Source organism: Microbacterium sp. CCNWLW41 (genome assembly GCF_037083505.1).
This window is the reverse complement of the sequence record NZ_JBAOJP010000005.1, coordinates 392,489-417,707: the sequence shown is the minus strand read 5'-3', so window position 1 is coordinate 417,707 and position 25,219 is coordinate 392,489. Positions and strand designations below refer to the sequence as shown.

Annotated in this window: 23 protein-coding genes and 1 tRNA gene; 16 read left to right on the top strand and 8 right to left on the bottom strand. The window is 70.9% G+C overall.

The genetic code is table 11. The annotated features are described in order from the left end of the window. Positions 1 to 66 precede the first annotated feature (66 nt). From V6R91_RS20355 to V6R91_RS20315, 9 genes are all read left to right on the top strand, one after another. Positions 67 to 294 carry a DUF4244 domain-containing protein gene (locus V6R91_RS20355; RefSeq protein ID WP_336396736.1) on the top strand — a complete coding sequence of 76 codons (228 nt, stop codon included), beginning with the start codon at positions 67 to 69 and terminating at the stop codon, positions 292 to 294. Then, positions 294 to 626 carry a TadE family type IV pilus minor pilin gene (locus V6R91_RS20350; protein WP_336396735.1) on the top strand — a complete coding sequence of 111 codons (333 nt, stop codon included), beginning with the start codon at positions 294 to 296 and terminating at the stop codon, positions 624 to 626. The genes V6R91_RS20355 and V6R91_RS20350 overlap by 1 nt, the downstream gene beginning before the upstream one ends. A 49-nt stretch (positions 627 to 675) precedes the next feature. Then, positions 676 to 993: a helicase gene (locus tag V6R91_RS20345; RefSeq protein ID WP_336396734.1), complete on the top strand. Its 318-nt coding sequence runs from the start codon at positions 676 to 678 to the stop codon at positions 991 to 993. A gap of 67 nt (positions 994 to 1,060) precedes the next feature. Further along, positions 1,061 to 3,775, top strand: a complete 2,715-nt coding sequence (topA, locus tag V6R91_RS20340; protein WP_336396733.1) for a type I DNA topoisomerase — start codon at positions 1,061 to 1,063, stop codon at positions 3,773 to 3,775. Then, positions 3,772 to 4,446 (top strand): dTMP kinase, encoded by a 675-nt coding sequence (tmk, locus tag V6R91_RS20335; RefSeq protein ID WP_336396732.1) that lies wholly within the window; start codon positions 3,772 to 3,774, stop codon positions 4,444 to 4,446. The genes topA and tmk overlap by 4 nt, the downstream gene beginning before the upstream one ends. An 80-nt stretch (positions 4,447 to 4,526) precedes the next feature. Continuing rightward, positions 4,527 to 5,723 (top strand): DNA polymerase III subunit delta', encoded by a 1,197-nt coding sequence (locus tag V6R91_RS20330; protein ID WP_336396731.1) that lies wholly within the window; start codon positions 4,527 to 4,529, stop codon positions 5,721 to 5,723. Continuing rightward, complete coding sequence (locus V6R91_RS20325; RefSeq protein ID WP_336396730.1) at positions 5,720 to 7,288, top strand: alpha/beta hydrolase; 1,569 nt, start codon at positions 5,720 to 5,722, stop codon at positions 7,286 to 7,288. The genes V6R91_RS20330 and V6R91_RS20325 overlap by 4 nt, the downstream gene beginning before the upstream one ends. Positions 7,289 to 7,362: 74 nt before the next feature. Then, positions 7,363 to 7,435, top strand: a tRNA-Thr gene (locus V6R91_RS20320). A gap of 58 nt (positions 7,436 to 7,493) precedes the next feature. After that, entirely contained in the window at positions 7,494 to 7,889 is a 396-nt protein-coding gene (locus V6R91_RS20315; protein WP_336396729.1) for a hypothetical protein, read from the top strand. A 26-nt stretch (positions 7,890 to 7,915) separates the two neighbouring features. Here the strand turns inward: V6R91_RS20315 and V6R91_RS20310 are convergent, their stop codons facing one another. Further along, positions 7,916 to 8,233 carry an EamA family transporter gene (locus V6R91_RS20310; protein ID WP_336396728.1) on the bottom strand — a complete coding sequence of 106 codons (318 nt, stop codon included), beginning with the start codon at positions 8,231 to 8,233 and terminating at the stop codon, positions 7,916 to 7,918. Here V6R91_RS20310 and V6R91_RS20305 point away from each other — a divergent pair. Beyond that, positions 8,228 to 10,438, top strand: coding sequence for an MMPL family transporter (locus tag V6R91_RS20305; RefSeq protein ID WP_336396727.1), 2,211 nt, complete (start codon positions 8,228 to 8,230; stop codon positions 10,436 to 10,438). The two genes, V6R91_RS20310 and V6R91_RS20305, sit on opposite strands and share 6 nt — an antisense overlap. After that, a complete protein-coding gene (locus V6R91_RS20300; protein WP_336396726.1) occupies positions 10,435 to 11,022 on the top strand; it encodes an isochorismatase family protein in 588 nt (195 codons plus the stop codon). The genes V6R91_RS20305 and V6R91_RS20300 overlap by 4 nt, the downstream gene beginning before the upstream one ends. Before the next feature lie 112 nt (positions 11,023 to 11,134). Here the strand turns inward: V6R91_RS20300 and V6R91_RS20295 are convergent, their stop codons facing one another. From V6R91_RS20295 to V6R91_RS20275, 5 genes are read right to left on the bottom strand one after another with little or no spacing between them, the layout of a single operon-like run. Continuing rightward, positions 11,135 to 12,361 carry a nitrate/nitrite transporter gene (locus V6R91_RS20295; protein WP_336396725.1) on the bottom strand — a complete coding sequence of 409 codons (1,227 nt, stop codon included), beginning with the start codon at positions 12,359 to 12,361 and terminating at the stop codon, positions 11,135 to 11,137. After that, on the bottom strand, positions 12,358 to 13,143 hold the full coding sequence (gene narI / locus V6R91_RS20290; RefSeq protein ID WP_336396724.1) for a respiratory nitrate reductase subunit gamma: 786 nt from the start codon (positions 13,141 to 13,143) through the stop codon (positions 12,358 to 12,360). Before narI ends, V6R91_RS20295 begins: the two co-directional genes overlap by 4 nt. Next, positions 13,143 to 13,766, bottom strand: a complete 624-nt coding sequence (gene narJ / locus V6R91_RS20285) for a nitrate reductase molybdenum cofactor assembly chaperone (protein ID WP_336396723.1) — start codon at positions 13,764 to 13,766, stop codon at positions 13,143 to 13,145. Before narJ ends, narI begins: the two co-directional genes overlap by 1 nt. Then, on the bottom strand, positions 13,763 to 15,454 hold the full coding sequence (narH, locus tag V6R91_RS20280) for a nitrate reductase subunit beta (protein WP_336396722.1): 1,692 nt from the start codon (positions 15,452 to 15,454) through the stop codon (positions 13,763 to 13,765). Before narH ends, narJ begins: the two co-directional genes overlap by 4 nt. Next, positions 15,454 to 19,152, bottom strand: a complete 3,699-nt coding sequence (locus V6R91_RS20275; RefSeq protein ID WP_336396721.1) for a nitrate reductase subunit alpha — start codon at positions 19,150 to 19,152, stop codon at positions 15,454 to 15,456. Before V6R91_RS20275 ends, narH begins: the two co-directional genes overlap by 1 nt. Before the next feature lie 494 nt (positions 19,153 to 19,646). Here V6R91_RS20275 and V6R91_RS20270 point away from each other — a divergent pair, with 494 nt between their 5' ends. Further along, entirely contained in the window at positions 19,647 to 20,147 is a 501-nt protein-coding gene (locus V6R91_RS20270; RefSeq protein ID WP_336396720.1) for a hypothetical protein, read from the top strand. A 6-nt stretch (positions 20,148 to 20,153) separates the two neighbouring features. On the opposite strand, the gene V6R91_RS20265 is transcribed toward V6R91_RS20270, so the two are convergent. Beyond that, the gene (locus tag V6R91_RS20265) at positions 20,154 to 21,668 is read right to left on the bottom strand and encodes a serine/threonine-protein kinase (RefSeq protein ID WP_336396719.1); all 1,515 of its coding nucleotides are present in this window, start codon (positions 21,666 to 21,668) and stop codon (positions 20,154 to 20,156) included. A 190-nt stretch (positions 21,669 to 21,858) separates the two neighbouring features. Next, complete coding sequence (locus V6R91_RS20260) at positions 21,859 to 22,524, bottom strand: fasciclin domain-containing protein (protein ID WP_336396718.1); 666 nt, start codon at positions 22,522 to 22,524, stop codon at positions 21,859 to 21,861. Between the two features lie 209 nt (positions 22,525 to 22,733). Here V6R91_RS20260 and sigK point away from each other — a divergent pair, with 209 nt between their 5' ends. The 4 genes from sigK (at position 22,734) to V6R91_RS20240 (ending at position 25,165) form a co-directional block, all read left to right on the top strand. Continuing rightward, positions 22,734 to 23,336 (top strand): ECF RNA polymerase sigma factor SigK, encoded by a 603-nt coding sequence (sigK, locus tag V6R91_RS20255; protein WP_336396717.1) that lies wholly within the window; start codon positions 22,734 to 22,736, stop codon positions 23,334 to 23,336. Continuing rightward, the gene (locus tag V6R91_RS20250) at positions 23,336 to 24,238 is read left to right on the top strand and encodes an anti-sigma factor (protein WP_336396773.1); all 903 of its coding nucleotides are present in this window, start codon (positions 23,336 to 23,338) and stop codon (positions 24,236 to 24,238) included. The genes sigK and V6R91_RS20250 overlap by 1 nt, the downstream gene beginning before the upstream one ends. A 93-nt stretch (positions 24,239 to 24,331) precedes the next feature. Further along, on the top strand, positions 24,332 to 24,679 hold the full coding sequence (locus V6R91_RS20245; RefSeq protein WP_336396772.1) for a helix-turn-helix transcriptional regulator: 348 nt from the start codon (positions 24,332 to 24,334) through the stop codon (positions 24,677 to 24,679). Positions 24,680 to 24,757: 78 nt separating this feature from the next. Then, entirely contained in the window at positions 24,758 to 25,165 is a 408-nt protein-coding gene (locus tag V6R91_RS20240; protein WP_336396716.1) for a VOC family protein, read from the top strand. Positions 25,166 to 25,219 lie beyond the last annotated feature (54 nt).

Genomic DNA, 25,219 nt, shown 5'->3' with positions numbered 1-25,219 from the left:
CGCCCCAGCCCGGACGGCCTCGACACCCCGACCGTGCCCGCACAACCGACAACGAACGGAGACCCCATGTCCCTCTTCCGCACCACGCCCACCGTGCCGCGCCTCACGCGGCGTCGAGCCGAGCGACTGTTCCTGCCTCGGGAGGCGGACGACACCGGCGCGGCCACGGCCGAGTACGCCATCGCGACGATGGCAGCGGTGGCGTTCGCCGGCCTGCTCGTCGTCATCATGCGCTCCGACGAAGTGCGCGGCATCCTCACGGACCTCGTGCGGCGAGCCCTCACGGTGGCCTGATGAGATCGCGGTTCGGCGACGACCGCGGGTCGGTCGTCGCCGAGTTCGCGGTCGCACTCCCCGCTGTGCTGGTCGTGCTCCTCGTGGGCGTCGGCACGCTGGCGGCGGCCGCGAGGCAGGTGCGGCTGCAGGATGCGGTGGCGGATGCCGCGCGCCTGAGCGCGCGCGGCGAGCCGGCCTCGCGCGCGCGGGACGCCGTGGCGGCCGTCGTCGCGGGTGCGTCCGTCGACATCTCACCGCGCGGCGACCTGGTGTGCGTGGCGGCATCCGCGCCCGCCCTGCTGGGACTGCGCGTGAGCGCCGAGGGATGCGCGCTGGCGGGTGGGCTGTGACCGGCGCGCTCGCCGCGGCGCGGGGACCAGCGTCCCACGGAGGCGGCTGATGCCCGGCGCGCTCGCGGCGGCCGCCGTGGCCGCCGGCGCGGTCGTGCTCACCGGCGGCCTGGCGACGGTCGGCGCGGCAGCGGTGGCCGGCCAGCGGATCGCCGCCGCGGCGGACGCGGGCGCGCTCGCCGCGGCGGACTCGGCCTCCGGCGCCGTGCCGGGTGCGCCGTGCGATCGGGCGGCAGAGGTCGTCGCCACGTTCGGCGCGGTCGTCGAGACCTGCGACCTGGACGAACTCGTCGCCACGGTGGCGGTCTCGCTGCGCATCGGACCCGTCACCGCGCACGCGATCGCCCGGGCCGGGCCGCCGCCGTGATCCGGACTCACAGCGCTCGCACCGAGAAGCGGCGTGTATGGTTTGCGTCGAAGAAAGGACGCCCCCGTTGGCAGAAGGCAAGAAGCTCGTCATCGTCGAGTCACCGACGAAGATGAGGTCGATCCAGGGCTACCTCGGCGATGGCTACGAGGTGCTCAGCTCGGTCGGCCACATCCGCGATCTCGCGGACAAGAGAGACATCCCCGCTGAGAAGAAGCAGGCGTACGGGAAGTACTCGATCGACATCGACAACGGCTTCGACCCCTATTACGTCGAGAGCGAGCGCGGCAAGAAGACCGTCGCCGAGCTCAAGCGAGCGCTGAAGGGGGCGGACGAGCTCCTGCTCGCCACCGATGAGGATCGCGAAGGCGAGGCCATCGCGTGGCACCTCCTGCAGACCCTCAAGCCCAAGGTGCCGGTCAAGCGGATGGTGTTCCACGAGATCACCAAGGACGCGATCCAGGCCGCCGTCGGCAACACCCGGGAACTCGACCTCGCGCTCGTGGACGCGCAGGAGACCCGCCGCATCCTCGACCGTCTCTACGGCTGGGACGTCAGCCCGGTGCTCTGGTTCAAGGTGCAGCAGGGCACCTCGGCCGGACGCGTCCAGTCCGCGGCCACGCGCCTGGTCGTCGACCGCGAACGCGAGCGCATGGCGTTCGTGTCGGCGTCGTACTGGGACATCGAGGCGCTCGCCGCGCCCAACCGCCCCCAGGGCATCGATGAGGCCTTCTCGACCCGCCTGACGCGCGTGGACGGAGCGGTGCTCGCCCGCGGCACCGACTTCGACGACAAGGGCCAGCTGAAGAAGGCCGTCGTCGTCCTCGACGAGACGCAGGTGCGCGAGCTCGCCGCCGCGATCGAAGCGGCGGGCGAGGCATCCGTCACCGCCCTCGAGTCCAAGCCGGGAACCCGCAGCCCCAAGCCCCCCTTCACGACGTCCACGCTCCAGCAGGAGGCCGGCCGCAAGCTCTCGATGAGCGCCAAGCACGCCATGGGCGTCGCGCAGCGGCTCTACGAGAAGGGGTACATCACCTATATGCGCACCGACTCCACCGCGCTGTCGACGCAGGCCATCCAGGCCGCGCGTGAGCAGGCGGTCGCGATGTACGGTGCCGCGTCCGTGCCGCTCAACCCCCGCACGTACCGCAACAACAGCAAGAACGCCCAGGAGGCGCACGAGGCGATCCGTCCGTCGGGCGAGACGTTCCGCACGCCCTCCGAGGTGTCCGGCCAGCTCGACCGCGACGAGCTGCGGCTGTACGACCTCATCTGGAAGCGCACGATGGCCAGCCAGATGTCGGACGCGAAGTACGAGACGACGACGGTGACCCTCGACGTCGCCGCGGGCGCCCGGCGCGCGGAGTTCACGGCATCCGGAACCGTGTACACCTTCAAGGGCTTCCTCGAGGCGTACGAGGAGGGCCGCGACGAGAAGCGCGGCGACGCCGACAAGTCCGACGACCAGTCGCTTCCGGCGATGTCGGTGGGCGACGTGCTGCGGCTGCGCGACGTGGAGCCCAAGGGCCACGCGACCAGCCCCAAGCCGCGCTACACCGAGGCGAGCCTCGTCAAGGCGCTCGAGGAGAAGGGCATCGGGCGGCCCTCGACGTTCGCGAGCATCATCGACGTGATCCTCAACCGCGGCTACGTCACCAAGCGCGGGCAGGCGCTCATCCCGAGCTGGCTGGCGTTCAGCGTCGTCCGGCTGCTGGAGCAGCACTTCGCCGACCTCGTCGACTACGACTTCACCGCGGCCCTCGAGGACGACCTCGACGCGATCGCCCGCGGAGAGCAGAAGCGCGAGGACTGGCTCAAGGAGTTCTACTTCGGCTCCACCGACCACGTGGGTCTGCGCAACATCGTCGACAACCTCGGCGAGATCGACGCCCGCGCGCTCAACTCCACGCCCATCGGCGAGGTCGCCACGCTGCGGTTCGGCAAGTACGGCCCGTACCTGGAGGTGCCCGACAAGGAGAATCCGGATGCCGAGCCCCGCCGTGTCAACATCCCCGAAGACCTCGCACCCGACGAGCTGACCCCCGCCAAGGCGCAGGAGCTCATCGACGCCCCCGTCGCCGGCGACCGCGTGCTGGGGGAGAACCCGGCCAACGGCAAGCTCGTGGTGGTGAAGGACGGGCGCTTCGGCCCCTACGTCCAGGAGACCGATCCGCCCGCGAACGAAGAGGTCGACGAGGAGACCGGAGAGGTGGTCGCCGTCGAGCCGGAGCCCGCGCCCAAGAAGCGCGGCGCGAAGAAGGAGGCGGCGCCGAAGCCCCGCACGGCATCGCTGTTCAAGTCGATGTCGGTCGACACCATCGACCTCGACGCGGCCCTCCAGCTGCTCGACCTGCCCCGCGTCGTGGGAGTCGACCCCGAGAGCGGCGCCGAGATCACCGCGCAGAACGGGCGCTACGGCCCCTACCTGAAGAAGGGCACGGACTCGCGGACGCTGCAGAGCGAGCAGCAGATCTTCGACATCACGATCGAGGAGGCGCTCGCCGTCTACGCGCAGCCGAAGTACGGCGCCCGCGGTGCGAGTTCGGCTCTCAAGGAGTTCGAGAACGACCCGACCAGCGGCAAGCCGATCAAGCTGAAGGACGGCCGCTTCGGGCCGTACGTCACCGACGGCGAGACGAACGCGACGATCCCGCGCGGCGAGGACGCGATGGAGGTCACGTTCGAGCGCGCGGTGCAGCTTCTCGCCGACAAGCGGGCGAAGGGCCCCGCGAAGCGTCCCGCGCGACGCACGACCACGCGCAAGACCGCGGCCAAGAAGTGACGGCGGAGCACGCGGACACGCCGCCTGCGCCCACCGCCGGTCGCCGACCGGAGAAGGGGCTGTTCGTCACCTTCGAAGGCGGGGACGGCGTCGGCAAGACCACGCAGGCGGCGCTCCTGGAGGAGTGGCTGACCCAGGCGGGCCGCACCGTCGTGCGCACCCGCGAGCCGGGGGGCACCGAGGTGGGCGTGCTCATCCGCGACATCGTGCTGCACCATCGCGGCGAGGTGTCCGCCCGCGCGGAGGCCCTGCTGTACGCGGCGGACCGCGCCCATCACGTCCAGACGCTGGTCCGTCCGGCGCTGGCGCGCGGCGAGGTCGTCATCCAGGACCGCTACCTCGACTCGTCCGTGGCGTATCAGGGCGCCGGCCGTGTGCTCGGGCGCGATGAGGTCCGCCGGCTGTCGCTGTGGGCCACCGAAGGGCTCCTCCCCGACGTGACGGTCCTCCTCGACCTCGACCCGTCCGCCGCGCGGTCGCGCCTGGACGCCGACGACAAGCCCTTCGACCGCCTGGAGGCCGAGGAGGAGCACTTCCACGCCCGCGTGCGCGAGGAGTTCCTGGCCCTCGCGGCAGCCGAGCCGACGCGCTTCCTGGTGCTCGACGCCGCGCTGCCCGCGGCCGACCTGGCCGCCGCCGTGCGCGCCCGCGTCGAGACGCTGCTCCACTGACCATCGGCTCGGTGCCGGAGGTCCGCGTCGGACGCGGCGACCGGGGCTTCGCGTCGGAGGCGGCGGTTAGGCTGGGCGGGATGGATGCCGCGACCCAGCCCGCCGCCGCGGGCGCTCCCGATGCGCGCGACGCCGCGGACCTGGGCGGGCCGTGGCGCGAGGTGTGGGGGCAGGACGCCGCGGTGGCGACGCTGCGGGATGCGGCATCCGACCCCGCATCGATGACCCACGCGTGGCTCATCACCGGCCCGCCCGGCTCGGGCCGCTCGATCCTCGCGCACGCGTTCGCCGCAGCCCTCATCGCCGAGCCCGGCGACGAGCGCGCGATGCAGCAGGTCCTCGCGGGCACGCACCCCGACCTCACCGCACTGCGCACCGAGGGCGTCATCATCTCGATCAAGGACGCACGCGCGCTCGTGGAGCGGTCGTACTTCGCCCCCTCGCTCGGCCGCTATCGCGTCATCGTCATGGAAGACGCCGATCGCATGGCGGAGCGCACCTCCAACGTGCTGCTGAAGGCCCTCGAAGAGCCGCCCGAGCGCACGGTGTGGGTGCTGTGCGCGCCGAGCGACGCCGACCTCCTGCCCACGATCCGCTCGCGCGTGCGCACGCTGCGCCTGCGCGAACCCGACGTCGACGACGTCGCAGAGCTCATCGTCCGGCGCAGCGGCGCCGATCCCGCGATCGCCGAGCAGTCCGCCCGGCATGCGCAGCGGCACATCGGCATGGCGCAGCGTCTGGCGACGGATGCCGCGGCCCGCGCCCGCCGCGACGCGACCCTGCGCGGTGTGCTGGGCGTACGGGGTGTGGGCGACGCCGTCGAGGTGGCGGGCGCCATCGTCGCCGCGGCGGCCGACGACGCCAAAGCGCTCACCGCCGAGCGCGACGAGGCCGAGCGCGCGACGCTCCTGCGCACGCTCGGCATAGCCGAGGGCGCGGCCGTGCCGCCTGCGGTGCGGTCGCAGCTGTCGGCCCTCGAGGACGAGCAGAAGCGCCGCGCGACACGCAGTCTGCGCGACGGGATCGACCGCGTCCTCACCGACCTCGAATCGATGTTCCGCGACACCCTCATGCTGCAGTTCGGCCGCGAGGGCGACCTCATCAACCGCGAGCTCGAATCCGACCTCCGCGCGCTGGCGGCCGCATGGACGCCGGAGCGCACGCTCGCCGTCGTCGACCGGATCGCGGCGACGCGGGAGAACCTCGAACTCAACGCCGCCCCCGTGCTCGCCCTCGAGAGCATGCTCATCACCGTCGCCAGCGGAAGGACCCCGTGACCCGCACCCGCCCCCGCCCTCGGTCCCGGAGCCTGTCGAAGGGCGCCACGGTCCTCGCCGGCCTCGTCGCGGCCGCCCTCGCGCTGAGCGGCTGCCTCTACGCGACCATCCCCGATGCGACCCCCCGGCCGGCGACCAGCGAGTCGCCCGATGTCGCCGGGGTGGCGCCCGAGCTGCTTCCCTTCTACTCGCAGACGCTCGATTGGACCGCGTGCGACGACTTCGACTGCACCACGGTGACGGCGCCGCTGGACTGGGCGGACCCCACGAAGGGCGAGATCGAGCTGGCCCTCATCCGCAGCCGCGCCGAGGGCGCGGGCGAGCCGATCGGCTCGCTCCTGACGAACCCGGGCGGCCCCGGGGCGAGCGGCGTCTCGCTGGTGCGGGACTCGGTGTCCTTCGCGGTGAGCGACCCCGTGCGCCAGGAGTTCCACACGATCGGGTTCGACCCCCGCGGGGTCGGGGAGTCGACGGCGGTGACCTGCTACGACGACACCGACATGGACGCCTACCTGTTCGACATCCCGGAAGGCGAGCGCGGCTCCGAGGCCTGGACGGACGAGCTTCTTGCGGCCCACACGGACTTCGCCGAGGCGTGCGAGGCGAACAGCGACGGCATCCTGCCGTACATCACCACCGAGAACGCCGCCCGCGACATGGATCTGATCCGCGCGGTGCTCGGCGACACCGAGCTGAATTACCTCGGCTACTCCTATGGCACCTTCCTGGGAGCGACCTACGCCAAGCTGTTCCCCGACAAGGTGGGGCGCCTCGTGCTCGACGGCGCCATCGATCCGTCGATCCCCGGGATCGACGTGGGCCTCACCCAGGGTCTCGGCTTCGAGTCTGCGCTGCGGGCGTACATGGCCGACTGCCTCCAGGACGACGAGTGTCCCTTCCGAGGGACGGTGGACGAGGCGATGGCCGACCTCGGCACGCTCCTGGCCGCGGTCGACCGCGATCCGCTGCCGGGCGCCGACGGCCGCCTGCTGGGCGCCGACACGCTCATGACCGCGATCGTCGCAGCGCTGTACTCGCCCGACAGCTGGAGCTTCCTGACGTTCGCGCTGGCTGAGACGCTTGCCGGCGATCCCGCCGCGGCCTTCCAGCTGGCCGACATCTACTACGACCGCGAGGACGGCACGTACCTCAACAATCAGACCGAGGCCTTCCGGGCGTACAACTGCATGGACTACCCGGTGGACGCGACACCGGAGGCCGAGGCCGCGGCGGAGGCCCTGCTCGCCGCCGAGGCGCCGACGATCGCGCCGTACTGGGAGGGCCCCGATCCGTGCGAGGTCTGGCCGTACCCGGCCACCGGCGTCCGCGAGCCCATCGCCGCCGAGGGCGCCGCGCCCATCGTCGTGGTCGGCACCACCAACGATCCGGCGACACCGTACGAGTGGTCGGTATCGCTTGCCGATCAGCTCTCGTCGGGTGTGCTCGTGACGCGCGTGGGCGAGGGGCACACCGGCTACAACAAGGGCAACAGCTGCGTCGACGCCGCGGTCGAGACCTATCTCCTCGAGGGCACGCCTCCCGAGGACGGTCTGCGGTGCGAGTGAGACGAGGGCCGTGGTTCGCGAGCACCCGCCGGAGGCTGTAAGATCGTTGCTTGTGCATCGCGCAAGCGGGGCGCGCCACCTTAGCTCAGTCGGCAGAGCGATTCACTCGTAATGAATAGGTCAAGGGTTCGATTCCCTTAGGTGGCTCAGAACCGGAAGCGGCCGCCGCGGCGGCCGTTTTCCGTATCCGAAGGACGGTGGTGCGGTGCCCCAGGCGATCGACGCCCTCGCCGAGATCTTCTCGTGGATCGGCTTCGGCCTGGGCGCCCTGCTCGCGGGCGTGGCGCTCATCATGTACCTCTTCGACGGCACGTGGGTCCCGGCGCGCGCCGTCGTCGAGGAGTCGCCGCACGGACGCGTCGCCCGCTGGTTCGACGACGAAGGCGGAGTGGGCGAGGCCCACCTCACCCACGAGCAGGAGCACGAGATCGGCGACGCCGACACGGCGGACGTGTTCGTGCGACGGGGGTCCCTCGACCGGATGCGGCTGACCCAGGGTTCGCCTGCCGTGCGGGCGGTGGCGCGGCTGGCGATGGGCCTGCTCGGCCTCGGCGTGGTCGCGCTGGCCACGTCGCTGATCATGCTGTTCGTCCGCGGCTGAGCCCGGGTGCGCCCGACCTGCGGGCGTCACGCGATCGCGAGCAGACCGCCGGCCGTCAACGCGAGTCCCAGCCCCACCCACTGAACCGCGGCGACGCGCTCGCGCAGCACGACGGAGGCCAGGATGATGGTGCCGGCCGGATACAGGGCGGTGAGCGCCGACACGACGGCGAGGTCGCCCGTTCTCAGCGCGAGCAGGATGAGCGCGTTGGCCGCCGCATCGCGCCGTAGGTCAGCGCGCCGAGGAGGGCGACGGCGGCGGGCAGCATCGTGAATCAGCGTAGAAGCGTGGACTCGTACGGGTCGCAGCAAACTTATTTCGCTAGATAGGCTAGCGATATGCACGTGCAGAAGGAAGCTCGCCGCGGTCCCTCCCGCTGGCTGCGCATCGGCATCCCGGTGCTCCTCACCCTCATCTGGCTGGCGGCCGGTTCGATCGGCGGGCCCTACTTCGGCAAGGTCGACGAGGTGTCCTCCAATGACCGTTCGACGTTCCTGCCCGAGAGCGCCGACGCCACCAAGGTCAACGAGCGGCTCGCCGACTTCCTGGGCGAGGAGAGCATCCCTGCGGTGATCGTCGTCACCGGAGAAGGCGAGCTGACCGAGGACGAGATCGCGCAGGTGCAGTCCGTCGTCGACGACATCGCCGCCCTCGACGCCGTCGCCGGTGACGTCTCACCGCCCGTTCCCTCGGACGACGGTGAGGCCGTGCAGATCTTCGTGCCCATCGACTCCTCGGCCGAGGTCGGGGAGACCGTCGACGAGATGCGCACGCTGCTCTCCGAGAACCTGCCCGAGGGCCTCGAGGGCTGGGTCACTGGTCCCGCGGGCTTCACCGCCGACCTCGCGGAGGGCTTCCTCGGCATCGACGGGCTGCTGCTGGCCGTCGCGCTCATCGCCGTCTTCCTGATCCTGGTGGTGGTGTACCGCTCTCCGCTGCTGCCCGTCCTCGTGCTGTCGACCTCCGTCTTCGCGCTCTGTGCGGCCCTGCTGACGGTGTGGTGGCTCGCCTACGCGGGCATCGTCGTGCTCAACGGGCAGGTGCAGGGCATCCTCTTCATCCTCGTGATCGGCGCGGCGACCGACTACGCATTGCTGTACGTCGCCCGGTTCCGCGAGGCGATCGCCGCCGGGATGGGGAAGTGGGATGCCACGCTGGCGGCGTGGCGTGGATCGTTCGAGCCCATCCTCGCCTCGGGCGGCACCGTGATCGCGGGTCTGCTGTGCCTCCTGCTGTCGGACCTCGCCACCAACCGGGCGCTGGGCCCGATCGCATCGATCGGCATCGCCTTCTCGGTGCTGTCGGCGCTGACGTTCCTGCCCGCACTGCTGGCGCTGTGCGGACGCGCGGCATTCTGGCCGTTCATCCCCAAGGAACCGCTCGCGACCATCCCCGAGGACCTCACTCAGCCGGTGAAGGGTCTGTGGCCGCGGCAGGCGCGCTTCGTCGCCCGCAACGCGCGGACGGTGTGGATCGCCTGCACGATCGTGCTGCTGGCCGGCGCCTTCGGCATCACGCAGCTCAAAGCCGACGGCGTCTCCACGAGCGAGCTCGTGCTGGGAGCCTCGGAGGCCCGCGACGGCCAGGAGGTGCTCGCCGAGCACTTCCCGGCGGGTTCGGGATCGCCGGTGTACGTCATCGTGCCCGAGGGCGACCTGGCCGACACCGCGCAGGTGCTGGAGGATGCCGACGGAATCGACTCGGTCGCCGTCGCCTCGGAGGAATCGCCCACCGGTCAGGCCGCGGTGACCGTCGAGGACGGCGAGGCGGTGCTCACCGCGGTCGGTCCGCCCGGCACGCCGGCGCCGGAGGCGACCGTCGCGGACGGCGACGTGCTCGTGATCGGGACGCTGACGGATGCCGCGGACTCCGTCGCCGCCGAGGACCAGGTTCGCGAACTCCGCGCCGACCTCGACGAGACGCTCGGCGCCGGTACGGCGATCGTCGGAGGCGAGACCGCCACCGACATCGACACCAACGACACGTCCACCCGCGATCGCAGCGTCATCATCCCGGTCGTGCTCGTCGTGATCCTCCTGATCCTGATGCTGCTGCTGCGCTCGGTGCTGGCCCCCGTGCTGCTCATCGCCACCGTCATCCTGTCGTTCGCGACGGCGCTGGGGGTGAGCGCCCTCGTCTTCAACAACGTCTTCGGATTCCCCGGAGCCGACCCGGCGGTGCCGCTCTTCGGCTTCGTGTTCCTGGTGGCGCTCGGCGTGGACTACAACATCTTCCTGATGTCGCGCGTGCGCGAGGAGTCGCTGGTCCACGGCACGCGGCCGGGCATCCTGCGTGGCCTCGTGGCGACAGGCGGCGTCATCACGTCGGCGGGACTGGTGCTCGCGGCGACGTTCGCGGCGCTCGGCGTCATCCCGATCCTGTTCCTCGCGCAGATCGCCTTCATCGTCGCCTTCGGCGTGCTGCTGGACACCTTCATCGTGCGCTCGCTGCTGGTGCCGGCGCTCTCGTACGACATCGGCAGGGCGATCTGGTGGCCCTCGAAGCTCTGGCGGCGCGGTCCGGAGGACCGGCGTACGCTCGAACCATGAGCAAGGCGCTGTTCATCGTCGACGTCCAGAACGACTTCACCGAGGGGGGTGCGCTCGGAGTGGAAGGCGGTGACGCCGTCGCGCAGCGCATCACCGAGTTCCTCGTCACCCACGCCGAGGACTACGCCGTGATCGTCGCTTCGCGTGACTGGCACCACGCCGAGGGCGACAACGGGGGGCACTTCCACTCGGAGCCCGACTTCGTCGACACGTGGCCGGTGCACTGCGTGGGCGGCACCGAGGGGGCGGAGTACGACCCGGGGTTCGACACGTCGGCGGTGACGCACCACGTCAAGAAGGGGCAGGGCGTGCCGGCGTACTCGCTGTTCGAAGGCACGACCGACGACGGCGAGACGGTCGCGCACCTGCTCGAGGAGAACGGCGTGGTGGACGTCGACATCGCCGGCATCGCGACCGACTACTGCGTGCGCGCGTCGGCACTCGACGCGATCGAGCACGGACGGCACGTGCGCATCCTCACCGACCTCGTCGCGGGCGTCGCCGCCGAATCCAGCGACGCGGCCCTGGCCGAGTTGGCGCACGCGGGAGCCGAGCTGGCGGAATCCGGTCTCACCGGGCGGTAGGTGACCCGGCGTCGGGCGGGCGGCGTGCACAGCGTCGGAGGTTTCCGCCGACACGCCGAGCGCCCGGCCGCCGACCCGGCGTGGCGCTCGCGACCTCCGATGCTGTGCCCGGCTAGGACGCGGCCCGGCGATCTCGCCGTGCCAGGAAGATCACGAAGCCCAGCGCCACGAGGGCGGTGAGGCACAGCAGGCTGAGCCCGATCGTGTAGCTGTGGGCCTCCGCGTTGTACGTCGCGCCCATGACGAGCGGCGGGAAGTAGCCGCCGAGTCCGCCGGCGGCGCCGACGATGCCGGTGACCGTGCCGACCCGTTCGGAGGGGGCGCGCTGCGCGACCCACGTGAACACCGCGCCGGTGCCGAGGCCGAGGAACAGGGCCATCAGCACGAACGATGCTCCCGCCGCCAGCTCGGGAGGCGGCTGGAGGGCGATCACGACGGCCATCACCGCGGCGCCGCCGAGCGAGATGCTGAGCACGGTCGCCGGTCCGATGCGGTCCGACAGCCAGCCGCCGACGGGCCGGGCGATCACCGCCGCGATCGCGAAGCCCGCGGTGCGCGCGCCGGCGTCGGCGAGGTCGTACCCGTAGACCTCTTTGAGGTAGGTCGGCAGGTACGTCGAGAAGGCCACGAAGCCGCCGAACGTCACCGCGTACAGGAACGCCATCTGCCACGTGACGGCGAGCTTCGACGCGGCCTTGAGCTTCGGCATGACCGGCGCGGTGTTCGGCTTCCACAGCGGCGAGTCACGCATGAACAGCCACACGATGACCGCGACCACCAGAAGGGCGACAGCGATGATGATGTGCGTCGCGACGTAGCCGAACCACGCGACCATGCGCGGGGTGAAGAACGACGACAGCGCGGTGCCGCCCATACCGGCGCCGAAGAGGCCCGTGGCGAAGCCGCGTTTGGCGGGCTCGTACCAGGCGTTGACGAAGGGGATGCCGATCGCGAAGGTCGTGCCGGCGATACCGAGCAGAAAGCCGAAGGCGATCATGAGCGCGTACGACCCCCACACGCCCGCCAGTGCGACGAGCACGACGGGCACGGCCGACGCCGCGGTCAGGATCGTGAACATGAGTCGGCCGCCGAACCGATCGGTGAACGCGCCGGTGAGGATGCGGCCGAGCGAACCGACCAGCACCGGTGTGGCGATGAGGAGCGAGGCCTCCGTCGACGTCAGTCCCATCTCGGCGGTGTACTGCACCGCGAGCGGCGCGACCATGTTCCACGCCCAGAACGTGATGGTGAACGCCAGCAGGGCGAGGAGGAGGTTCTTCGTGCGGCCCGGCAGCTCTCGAGTGCCCGTCGCGGCGGTGGCGGCAGCATCCGTGGTCATCGTCGTCCTCCGGTCTTGCCCGTGGTCGAGGCCTTGCGGTCGGGAGTGCGGTCGGTGGTGCCCACGGGCGCCCAGCCGCGGCGGATGCCGCGCGCCGTCGTCGGTCGCCCGTCCCGCGAGCGGTAGACGATGTACGGGCGGAAGAGGTAGTGCACCGGCGCCGTGAATGCGTGCACGAGCCGCGTGAACGGCCAGATCATGAAGAGCACCATGCCGATGACGGTGTGGATCTGGAAGTCGAGCGTCGCATGGCTCATCGCCGCGATGTCCGGCTGGAACACGAACAGCGACCGGAACCACGGGGCCACCGTCTCGCGGTACGTCGTCTCGTGCGGCGGGCCGATGACGCTCAGCACCGTCGTGGCCAGGCCCGCGACGATCGCCGCCACCAGCACGACGTACATGGTCTTGTCGTTCTTCGTCGTCGCCATGAACACCGGTCCGGTGGTGCGGCGGCGATAGATCAGGATGCCGACCCCGACGAGCGTGGCGAAGCCGGCCACCGTCCCCAGGCCGAGCGCGGCGAGGTGGTACATGTCCTCCGAGACGCCGAGCGCGTCGGTCCACGCCTTCGGGATGACGAGCCCCACGACGTGCCCGATGATCACGACGAGGATCCCGAAGTGGAACAGCGGCGAGCCGATGCGCAGCAGCCGCGACTCGTACAGCTGCGAGGAGCGCGTCGTCCAGCCGAACTGGTCGTAGCGGTAGCGCCAGACCGTGCCGCCGATGAGCACCGCGACCATGAGGTACGGCAGGATGCCCCACAGGAAGAGCTCCATCAGCGCCTCCCGACCGGCTCGAGCGGCAGGAGCCGCGGGTCATGCGCGTCGAGCCCGACCGACTCGCGCGGCGGTCCGGCGGCGGCCATCGCCATCGCCTGCTGGCGGTCCGCGGGGGAGCGGCCGGGGAGGGTGTCGCACACCGCGGCCACCACGCCGGCGTACGGCGATCCGCGCTCGCCGAGCGCCAGCCGGATGAGCTCCAGGCTCGGGCGATACTCCTGCAGCAGGGCGGCCCCCTCGCCGGGCGCATGCCGGGCGAACTCGAGCACGAGCGGCAGGAAGTCGGGCAGCTCGCCCGTGCCGTCGATCGCCAGCCCCGCTTCGCGGTAGCGGCGCTTCAGATCGGCCAGCACGGCACCGCGCCGGCGGGTGTCGCCGTCGGTCCAGTAGCTGAGATACAGCGCGTGGCGACGCGACATGTCGAACGTGTCGACGTACGCGGCCTGCACGTCGGCGGCCGGGGTGTTCGCCCACCATTCGAGCACAGGGGCGAAGGATGCCGCGGCCCGCGGCGCCGCTTCGCTCACGGCCCGGCCGATCAGCGCCGACGACCCCAGCACGCCGTCGTCGGGGTAGCTCAGGCACAGCGACGCCGCCTGGTAGACCACCCGGACGTTCACGGAGCGCCTCCGGCAGCGGCATCCGTCCCCTGGTCCCGAGGGGGGAACAGGCCGGGCGGCGCGCCGTTGCCGTCCCAGTTCAGGAGGTTCACACGGCCTCGCAGCGACTCGTCGCTCGCCGCGGCGTCGGAGGTCTGTCGCTCCTTGAGGGCATGGAAGGTCTCGACCGCGACCGGCACCGGCCGGCCGCTGGCCTCGCCGAACATGCCCGGCTCGTTGCCGTACGGCCCGCCGTCGAAGTCGAGCGAGCACCCGAGCTCCTCGAGCTCGTGCGCCCGCTCGTAGTGGGCGGTCGGGATCACGTAGCGGTCCTCGTACTTCGCGATCGCGAGGAGCCGGTACATCGCGTAGATCGACTCGCCGGTCATGCCGACGGCCGCGGGGATGGACTCGTCGCGCTCGCGGTCGAGCGTGATGTCGCGCAGGTACGAGCGCATGGCCGCCAGGCGCCACAGGACGCCGGTGATGACGTCGGTGTCGCCGGCGGTGAAGAGCTCGGCCAGGTACTCGACCGGGATGCGCAGCGCCTCGATGGCTCCGAACAGCGTGCCGGCGGCCTCCGAGTCGTGGCCCTGGTCGCGCAGCAGGTCGACGATCGGCGACAGCGGCGGGATGTACCAGACCATCGGCATCGTGCGGTACTCGGGGTGCAGCGGCAGCGCCACCTTGTAGGTCTTCGCCAGGGCGTAGACGGGGGAGCGGCGGGCGGCATCCATCCAGTCCTCGGGGATGTCGCCCTGCGCGCGGGCCGCCGCGATCACCTCGGGGTCGTTCGGGTCCAGCATGAGGTCGAGCTGCGCCTCGTAGAGATCCTTCGGATCGGGCGTGGAGGCAGCCTCGGTGACGCGGTCGGCGTCGTAGAGGAACAGGCCGAGGTAGCGCAGTCGTCCGACGCACGTCTCGGAGCAGACCGTCGGGATGCCGACCTCGAGGCGCGGGTAGCACAGCGTGCACTTCTCGGCCTTGCCGGTCTTGTGGTTGAAGTAGATCTTCTTGTACGGGCAGCCGGTGATGCACTGGCGCCAGCCGCGGCAGCGGTCCTGATCGACGAGCACGATGCCGTCCTCGGCGCGCTTGTAGATCGCGCCCGACGGGCACGAAGCCATGCACGACGGATTGAGACAGTGCTCGCAGATCCGGGGCAGGTAGAACATGAACGTCTTCTCGAACTGCAGCTTGATCTTGTCTTCGGACTCGCGCCGCACGCGCTGGACGATGGGATCGAGGTGTCCCATCTCCGAGGCCCCGCCGAGGTCGTCGTCCCAGTTCGCCGACCACGTGATCTTCGTGTCCTCGCCGGTGATGAGGGACTTCGGCCGGGCGACCGGGAAGTCGTCGCCCAGGGGCGCGTCGATGAGCGTCTCGTAGTCGTAGGTCCAGGGCTCGTAGTAGTCCTCGAGCTTCGGCTGCACGGGCGAGGAGAAGATCGTGAGGAGGCGCTTCAGGCGGCTGCCGGTGCGCAGCGACAGCCGGCCGCGCTTGTTGAGCGTCCAGCCGCCGCGCCACTGCTCCTGGTCCTCGTAGCGGCGGGGATAGCCCTGGCCGGGGCGCGTCTCGACGTTGTTGAACCACACGTACTCGGTGCCTGCCCGGTTCGTCCACGCCTGCTTGCACGTGACCGAGCAGGTGTGGCATCCGATGCACTTGTCCAGGTTCATCACCATGCCCATCTGGGCCATCACGCGCATCAGAACACCACCTCCTGCGAGCGGCGGCGCACCGTCGCCACCATGTCGCGCTGGTTCCCCGTCGGTCCCAGATAGTTGAACGCGTACGACAGCTGCGCGTACCCGCCGATGAGGTGCGTGGGCTTGACCAGCAGCCTCGTGACGGAATTGTGGATGCCGCCGCGCCGGCCGGTCGCCTCGGACTTGGGCACGTCGATCGTGCGCTCCTGCGCGTGGTGCACGTAGACCACGCCCGTGGGCATGCGGTGCGACACGACCGCCCGCGCCACGAGCACGCCGTTCGAGTTGACGCACTCGACCCAGTCGTTGTCGGCGGCGCCGATGGCCGCGGCATCCGCGGGGCTCATCCACACCGTCGGGCCGCCGCGCGACAGCGACAGCATGAAGAGGTTGTCCTGGTACTCCGAGTGGATCGACCACTTGGAGTGCGGAGTGAGGTAGCGCACCACCACCTGCTGCGCACCGTCCGGACCGAGCTTGGGCTCGCCGAACAGCCGGTGCATGTCCAGGGGCGGGCGGTAGATCGGCAGCGCCTCGCCGAGATCGCGCATCCACGCGTGGTCGAGGTAGAAGTGCATGCGGCCGGTGAGGGTGTGGAACGGCTTCAGGCGCTCGATGTTCACCGTGAACGGCGCATACCGCCGCCCGCCGCTCTCGGAGCCCGACCACTCCGGTGACGTGATCACCGGCACGGGCGCCGCCTGCGTCATCGCGAACGTGATCCGCTTCTCCTCGGAGCCCTCGGCGAGGTCGGCGAGGGGCTTGCCGACGCGCTTCTCCAGCGTGCGGAACCCCTGGGCGGCCAGCTCGCCGTTGGTCGTGCCCGAGAAGGCGAGGATCGCCTCGGCCATCTTGACGTCGGTGTCCATCGCGGGGCGGCCGTCGGCCGCGCCGCCGAGCATCACCCCGTTCTTCTGCGCCAGTCGCACGGCCTCGTGCGCGACGTCGTAGGTCACGTTCTTGATCGTGAACCCGAGCGTGTCGGCCAGCGGCCCGACGGCGGCGAGCTTGTCGGCGATCGCGGTGTAGTCCCGTTCGACCACCGTGAACTGCGGCATGGTCCTGCCCGGGACGCCGGCGCCGTCCCCGCGCGCCCAGTCGCGCACCTCCCCGCCCGGCTGCGACGTCTCACCGGGCGTGTCGTGCTGCATCGGCACCGACACCAGGTCGCGGCGGGTGCCGAGGTGGGTGCGCGCCTGCGCCGAGAACTCCTCGGCGATCGCGTGGAACAGGTCGAAGTCGCTCTTCGCCTCCCAGGGCGGGTCGATCGCCGGGGTGAACGCGTGCACGAACGGGTGCATGTCGGTCGACGACAGGTCGTGCTTCTCGTACCAGGTGGCCGCGGGGAAGACGACGTCCGACAGCAGGGTCGTCGAGGTCATGCGGAAGTCGGCCGACACCAGCAGGTCGAGCTTGCCCTCGGGGATCTCGTCGCGCCAGGCGACGTCGTTCGGCCGCACACTCGCCTCGTCGGTGGCCATGACGTTGCTGTGCGTGCCGAGCAGGTACTTCAGGAAGTACTCGTTGCCCTTCGCGCTGGAGCCCATGAGGTTGGACCGCCACAGCGTGAGCAGACGCGGCCAGTTCTGCGGGGCGTCGACGTCGGAGATCGCCGGCTGCAGGTCGCCGGACTGGAGCTGCGAGGCGACGAAGGATGCCGCATCCGCCGCCTCCCCGTTCGCCACCGCCGCATCGGCGCGATCGGCGAGGTCGAGCGGGTTGACGTCGAACTGCGGGTAGAACGGCATCCAGCCCAGGCGCGCGGACTGGGCGATCGTGTCGGCGGTGTGCATGCCGGCGAGGTTGCCCTCGGCCAGGGGCGAGGCGAGGGCATCGGCGGAGTACCCGTCGAAGCGCCACTGGTCGGTGTGCATGTACCAGTAGGCCGTGCCGATCATCGTGCGGGGCGGCCTGGACCAGTCCAGGGCGTTCGCGAGCGAGAGCCAGCCGGTTATCGGGCGGCACTTCTCCTGCCCGACGTAGTGCGCCCAGCCGCCGCCGTTGCGGCCCATCGACCCCGTCAGGATCAGCAGCGCGAGGATCGCCCGGTACGTGGCATCCCCGTGGAACCACTGGCAGATCCCGGCGCCCATGATGATCATCGAGCGGCCGCCGGACTCGACGGCGTTGGCTGCGAACTCCCGCGCGATGCGCGTGCACGCCTGCGCGGGCACGCCGGTGATTTCCTCCTGCCAGGCGGGCGTGTACGGCGTCTCGGCGTCGTCGAGCCCCGACGGCCATTCGCCGGGCAGCCCGTCGCGCGCGACGCCGTACTGGGCGAGCATGAGGTCGAGCACGGTCGTGACGAGGATGCCGTCGACGCGGGTCGCGGGAACCCCGCGGCGCAGCACCCCGCCCGACCCGTCCGCCGAGTCGAAGCGGGGGAGCAGCACCTCGACCGGCTCGCCCGGCGTGCCGAGGTCGGCGATCGACAGCGCCGGCTCGACGCCCTCGAGATCGAGGTTCCAGCGGCCCTCACCCGACGCGGCGTACCGGAAGCCCATCGATCCGTTGGGGACGCGCGGTCCGCCGGTCGCGGCATCCAGCACCACCGTCTTCCACGCGTCCTCGGGGGTGTCGCCGCCGAGGTCCTTCGAAGTGAGGAACCTCCCCGGCACGAAGGCGCCGTCTCGCTCGACGAGACGGACGAGGTGGGGGAGGTCGGTGTACTGCCGGGCGAAGTCGGCGAAGAACGGCACACGGCGGTCGACGTAGTTCTCCTTCAGCACGACGTGCCCCATCGCCATCGCCAGCGCCGCGTCGGTGCCCGCCTGGCAGGGCAGCCACTCGTCGGCGAACTTCGTGTTGTCGGCGTAGTCGGGGCTCACCGTCACGACCTTCGTGCCGCGATAGCGCACCTCCGCCATCCAGTGCGCGTCGGGCGTGCGGGTGACGGGCACGTTCGAGCCCCACATCATGAGGTACGTGGCGTCCCACCAGTCGCCGGACTCGGGAACGTCCGTCTGATCGCCGAAGACCTGCGGGCTCGCGACGGGCAGGTCGGCGTACCAGTCGTAGAACGACGTCATGACCCCGCCGACCAGCTGCGTGAAGCGCGTGCCGATGCAGTGCGAGACCATCGACATCGCCGGGATGGGCGAGAAGCCGGCGACCCGGTCGGGTCCGTACTCCTTGATGGTGTGGACGTAGCCGGCCGCGACGAGCTCGACCGCCTCGTGCCACGACGCGCGCACGAGCCCGCCCTTGCCGCGGGCCCGCTGATAGCGGCGGCGCCTCTCGGGGTCCTTCGTGATCTCGCCGAACGCTTCGACGGGGTCGTTGCCGCGCGCCTTGGCGGCCCGGTACTCCTCGAGCAGCACGCCGCGGACGTACGGGTAGCGGACGCGGGTCGGCGAGTAGGTGTACCACGAGAACGCAGCCCCGCGGGGGCAGCCGCGGGGCTCGTACTCGGGACGGTCGGGCCCGACGCTCGGGTAGTCGGTCTCCTGGGCCTCCCACGTGATGATGCCGTCCTTGACGTACACCTTCCACGAACATGAGCCCGTGCAGTTCACGCCGTGCGTCGAGCGCACGACCTTGTCGTGACTCCATCGGTCGCGGTAGAAGGCGTCGCCCTCGCGCCCGCCCTCCAGGAACGCCGCGCGGTGATCGGCGGTCTGGTCCCATCTGGTGAAGAAGCGCCCTGCCGCCAGCAGCGCATCGGAAGCCGGCCCGTCCACACCGATCTGGGGCGTCATGCCACGGACCCTAGCGAATGGCCTGCCCAACGCGCCAGAGGGGCGGGCCAGGCGCGTGGCATGAGGCGCGTGGCGCAAGGAGCCGAGACGGCGTGGTGCCCCCACAGGGGCTCGAACCCTGGACCCACGGATTAACCTGCTGCACTGAGTTTCCCCAGCCACCGTCTCCGGCTTGCAGTCTGGACTATATCTTCACCTTCGGCCGGGCCGGTCAGGTGCGCCGCGTGTAGTCTCTGAGGTTCCCTTGCGGTTACCTGCTGATTGCCCAATCCCTCGGATTTTCACTGCCAGGTGTCGTTCAGACACGTGGCGAGTACCTCGGGCTATCAGGGTGTTCCAGCATATAGCGGCGGTCATCCGACGCATTTCTGCGCCGGCGCTCCATTTTGTTGTTGAAGTCCGTTGCTCTAACCAACTGAGCTATAGGGGCGTTCCCACCCTAGCAATGCCTCTTGGTACCGGGCACGTCGGTGGCCCGCTCTACCATCGGCGGTGTGCTCCGGACGGAGGCAGGCGAGGAGGGTGACGAGGTGCTCAAGCGCTGCGGAACCTGCCATCAGGTCAAGCCGCTGGCCGATTTCAACCGTAAGTCCGCTCGTCCCGACGGCCTCCAGGAGGTTTGCCGAGACTGCAATCGCGAATCCTCCCGCGCATACTATGCGCGCAACCGTGAGCGGCACGTACAGGTCATCGTCGCGCGCACGGCGAGGCGTCGCATGGAATCCAAGGTCTTCCTCGCCGACTACCTCGCGGAGCATGCCTGCGTCGATTGCGGCAACACCGATCTCCGGGTCCTCGACTTCGATCACCGACCCGGCACGGCGAAGCGGAAGGATGTGATGGCGATGGTGCGCGAGGGCTTCAGCATCGCCAAGATCGAGGAGGAGATCGCCAAGTGCGATGTGCGGTGCCGCAACTGTCACGCGATCGTGACCCTGGAGCGCGGCGGGGCCAACTGGCGTTCTGAGGCGATGCGTCGAGCGAAAAACGGGTAACCGCCGTCAGCGGTTGCCCTTGCCGTTGCCGCTGTTGCTGCCCGGGCCGTTGCCGTTGCCGTTGCCGTTGTTGTTGCCGGGCCCGCTGTTGTCGGTCCCGCCTCCGCCGGTCTCGACCGGCTGCACGTCCTCGGCGGGCGCCTGCTCCACCGGCGCCTGCTCAACGGGAGCGGCCGGCTCCTCTTCGGCCGGTGCTTCCTCGGCGGGCGTATCCTCCGTCGGCGCCGGTGCGGGCTGCTCCTCGGCGGGTGCCGTCGGCGCAGGCTCCGGCAGGGCCGACCATGCGGAGGACAGCCAGAGCACCCCGAGGACGAGCCCGAGCACGAGCAGGGCCGCGACGATCGCTCCGATCACCACGGCACGGCGAGAGGGCCGGCGATCCTCGTCCGGGACGGTTGGCAGGACGGATGCCGCGGCATCCGTCTGCGGTGACGCCGCCGCTGCGGCGACGGCGGCGATGCGGGCATCGCGGCGGAGAGCTCCTCGTTCGGCGGGCGTGGCCGCTGCCGCCGCGGGCGTGGGTTGGACGAAGGCCTGGGTGGGGCCGGTGGTGGGATTCGCGGCGACGGGCGCTGCGGCGGACGTCCCGACGGAGGCGGCAACAGGAGTCGCGGCGACAGGCGTCGCGACCGGCGCGGTGGACGGGTCCGCCTTCTCGCGGGCGATGGTGTTCTCCATCGCGGCCAGTCGGGATGCGGCCGATACGACCTCGAGCGCCGTGGGCCGATCGTCCGGGCGGATGGCGGTCATGCCGCGCAGCAGCCCCTGCCATGCCGGGTGCAGGGTCTCCGGGATGCTGGGAGCCGCAGACAGCCGGGCGACGACGGTGCCGATGCCCTCCGCATCGCCGAACGGCCGCTCGCCGGTCAGCGCCTCGATCAGCAGGAGGCCGAACGCGTAGATGTCGGCCGGCGCGGCGGGGACCGCGCCCTGCGCCTGCTCGGGGGCGACGTAGGCCATGGTGCCGACGATGACGCCGGGCGTCGTCACGCGGGCGGAGTCCGTGAGGTACGCGATGCCGAAATCGGCCAGCTTGGCTCGCCACTCCCACCCGGGCCTCGGCGACTCCCACAGCAGGACGTTCGAGGGCTTGATGTCGCGGTGGACGACCCCGTGCTCGTGCGCGACGTGCAGGCCCTCCGCGACGTCGATCGCGACCGACGCGACGATCCTCGGGTCGACGGGGCCTCGGGCGATCAGGTCGCGCAGCGTGATGCCGTCGACGTGCTCCATGACCAGATAGCTGGCGTCGTCCGTGCCGATGCGCGCATCGAAGACCGTGACGAGCGAGTGATGGCTGAGGGAGGCGAGGAGCGTCGTCTCCGACAGCGCCCGCTGGACGGAGTCGATGCCGTCGGTGGGCTCGCGGAAGACCTTGACCGCGACGGAACGCTGGAGGTGCGTGTCGTCGGCGCGGTACACGCGCGCCATTCCGCCCTCGCCGATCCGCTCCTGCAGGACGTAGCGATTGTCCAGCAGTTCGCCTGTCGAGACTTCGCCCGACTCGCGCAGGTCTGTCACATGCCCCTCCCGTCCGGCGTCCGGACCCCTCCGGCGCGACTTCGGACTGCTCTCACGGTAGGCGCACCGCGGAGAAGCCGATAAGGACTTGACGGATGGGCGCGGGCATGCAAGCAGCGCGCCACGAGGCCGCCGACAGAACGTCGGCGGCCTCGCACCCCCCTGCATGCCGGCCGAGGCCGGCGGTCGGTCACTGAGCCGGCGGCATCAGGACCGAGTCGATGAGGTAGACCACGGCGTTGGCGGTCTGGACGCCGCCGCAGATGACGTTGGCGTCGTTGACCATCCACATCTCGCCGTCGCCGGTCACCTCGAGGTCCGCGCCCTGCACGGTCGTGTGGGTCCCGGCGATGTCGGCCGGCTCGATCTGTCCGGGCACCACGTGGTAGGTGAGGATCGACGTCAGCGTCGCGGTGTCGGTCTTGAGCGACTCGATCGTGGCGGGGTCGATCGCGGCGAACGCGTCGTCGACGGGCGCGAACACCGTGAACTCGTCGCCGTTGAGCGTGTCGACGAGGTCGACCTCGGGGTTGAGCTGACCGCTGACCGCCGAGACGAGCGTCGTCAGCAGCGGGTTGTTGGATGCCGCGACCGCGACGGGGTCGGCCGACATGCCCTCGATCGAGCCGGCGCCGTCGGGAACAGCCTCGGCGTAGTCGGCGCAGCCGGGCCCGACCAGATTCCCGGCCGGGTCGGCCGTCATCGGCTCCTCGGTCTCCTCCATGGCGGGCGCCGAGGGCTCGGCGGAGGGCTCGGCCTCCGTCGCGGCGCCCATCGAGCACGCCGACAGTGCGAACGTCGCGGCGACCGCGAGGGTGAGCCCTGCTGAGAGGCGCTTCCTGGTGATGCGAGACATGTCTTCCTCCTGCGTGCGGCCGTCGGGCCGCGATCTGGTGGACCCCGGTGGGGGGCGGGCCGCAGAAGCGGCTGCACGGACTGTTCGGAAGGCTTCCCGGATCGGATTGGACGGAATCGGATGCCGCCACCGCCGTGTCAGCGGGGGCGGAAGTGTACTCATTCACGATCGGGCCGTCGCGCGCACCGACAAAGGGGGAGGAGTTTGGCATGCTGGTGGACGTGGTGATCGACGGAATCGACGTGCCGGAGGACGGCACCGAGCCCGTCGACCGCATCGGCGCCCTTCTCCAGCAGGTGGCAGCCGGGGACCAGACGGCGTTCGCGCGCGTGTACGACCTGCTGTCGCCGCGGGTCTTCGGCCTCATCCTCCGCGTCCTCGTGGATCGCTCCCAGAGCGAGGAGGTCCTGCAGGAGGTCTTCCTCGAGGTCTGGCAATCCGCCTCCCGGTTCGCTCCGAACAGAGGGCAAGGGAGGTCGTGGGTGCTCACGATCGCGCATCGCCGGGCCGTCGATCGCGTGCGTTCATCGCAGGCGAGCACGGACCGTGATGTGCGTGCGGGCTTCCGGGACCTGGATGTGGCCCATGACGGGGTCTCCGAGCAGGTCGAGCTGCGCATCGAGGGGGAGAGGGTCGCCAGCGCGCTCTCCGCCCTCCCCGAGGCGCAGCGGGAGGCGCTGACCCTCGCGTATTACGGGGGTTACAGTCAGAGCGAGATCGCGACCCTGGTGGGCGCGCCGCTGGGGACGGTGAAGACGAGGATGCGGGACGGACTGTCCCGCCTGAGGGTCGAGATGGGGGTGACCGCGTGATGGACGAGCAGGAGTTCGCCGAGCTGGCAGCAGGAGCTGCGCTGAACGCGCTGTCGCCGGCCGATCGCGCGGCATTCGACGTGGCGCGTCGCGAGCACCCGGAGTGGGAGCACTGGGTCCGGGCGGATGCCGCCACCGTCGCCTCGCTCGCCGACGACGTACCGGACGCCCTTCCTCCGCTCACGCTGCGTTCCACGCTGCTCGCGCGCATCGCGACGACCCCGCAGCTTCCGTCGATCGACGCGTCGGTCGCCGCGGCCGCCGCGCCGGTGGGCGCGTGGCCCCGGGCCGGCGCGGAAGAACCTGCGTCGGCCGAGGCGCCCGGCCCCGACGACGACGCACCCGCCGGCGCCCGCGCGCCTGCGCAGCCCGCGGATGCCCCCGCCTCCGGCCGGGCGACGGAGCCTCCGCCCACCACTGCGACGATCCAGGCGGTCTCCCGCCGCAACTGGACGCGGGGCATCGTCGCGCTCGCCGCCTCGATGGTGCTGCTCGTGGCGCTCGGGCTCGGCGCCGCGATGGTCAACGACTATCTCAACCGGCCGCCCGCGGTGGTCGCGCTGCAGGAGATCGAAGGGGCGCCCGACGCCCAGTCGGCCACCGTCGACGTCGTCGAGGGCGGCTCCGCGACGGCCCACTGGTCCGAGTCGGTCGGCAAGGCGGTGCTGGTCTCGCAGGGGCTGCCGCAGATCGCCGACGACGAGACCTACGAGATGTGGTTCGTCCGCGACGGGGCGGCCGAGTCGGCCGGCACCTTCGACCCCGAGGGCCTGACCACGACCGCGCTGCTGGACGGCGCCGTCGAGTCGGGTGATGTGATCGCGATCACCGTCGAGCCGCAGGGCGGCTCGCCGACCGGCGAGCCGTCGTCCCAGCCGATCGTGCAGATCCCCACGGCGTGAGCCGCCGACGGGGGATGCGGGTAGCGTGAGGGCGTGGCATCCGCCCGGCAGACGATCCAGACGCTCGCGCACCTGCGCCGCGCCCGCGATCTGATGGACCGCGACTACGCCCAGCCCCTCGACGTGCCCACGATGGCGGCGCAGGCGCTCATGTCGCCCGCGCACTTCTCGCGCGAGTTCAAGGCCGCGTACGGCGAGACGCCGTACGCGTACCTGATGACCCGCCGCATCGAGCGCGCGATGGCGCTGCTGCGCGAGGGGATGTCGGTGACGGATGCCTGCACCGCCGTGGGTGCGACGTCGCTGGGCTCGTTCAGCTCGACGTTCACGGAGATCGTCGGGGAGACCCCCAGCTCGTACCGCGCGCGGCCGCACGACGCCGCGGAGGCCATGCCGCTGTGCGTGGCGAAGATCCTCACGCGGCCGACGCGCTACGCGTAGCGCGAGGGGCCGCGCCGCGGCTCAGACCGAGCAGGATCGGAGAAGCGCGCTTTCCCGTCGCCCCCTAGCGTGGCTGTCATGACGAACATCGCACTCGCGTACAGCCCCATCACGGTCGACGACGTCGACGCCGCCATCCCCTTCTACCGCGACGGACTCGGCCTCGAGGTCGTCAACGACGTGTCGTACGACGGCCACCGCTGGGTGAGCTTCGGATTCCCGGGGCAGCCCGGCCTCTCGCTCGTCGTGTCCGACCCGACGGCCGGACGCTCGCCCGACGACGGCGAAGCGCTCGAGCGGCTCATCGCGAAGGGATCCGGCCCCGGCCCGTACGTCTTCACGACGACCGACCTGGACGGGACGTTCGAGAAGCTGCGGGCGTTCGGCGCCGAGGTCCTGCAGGAGCCGAAGGAGCAGGGATGGGGACCGCGGGATGCCGCGTTCCGCGATCCCGCGGGCAACCACATCCGCATCAACCAGGTCTGAAGCGGTGCTGCCCCGTGTGCCTGCCGTGGGCCGCCGCGCTGAAGCGGGACCAGG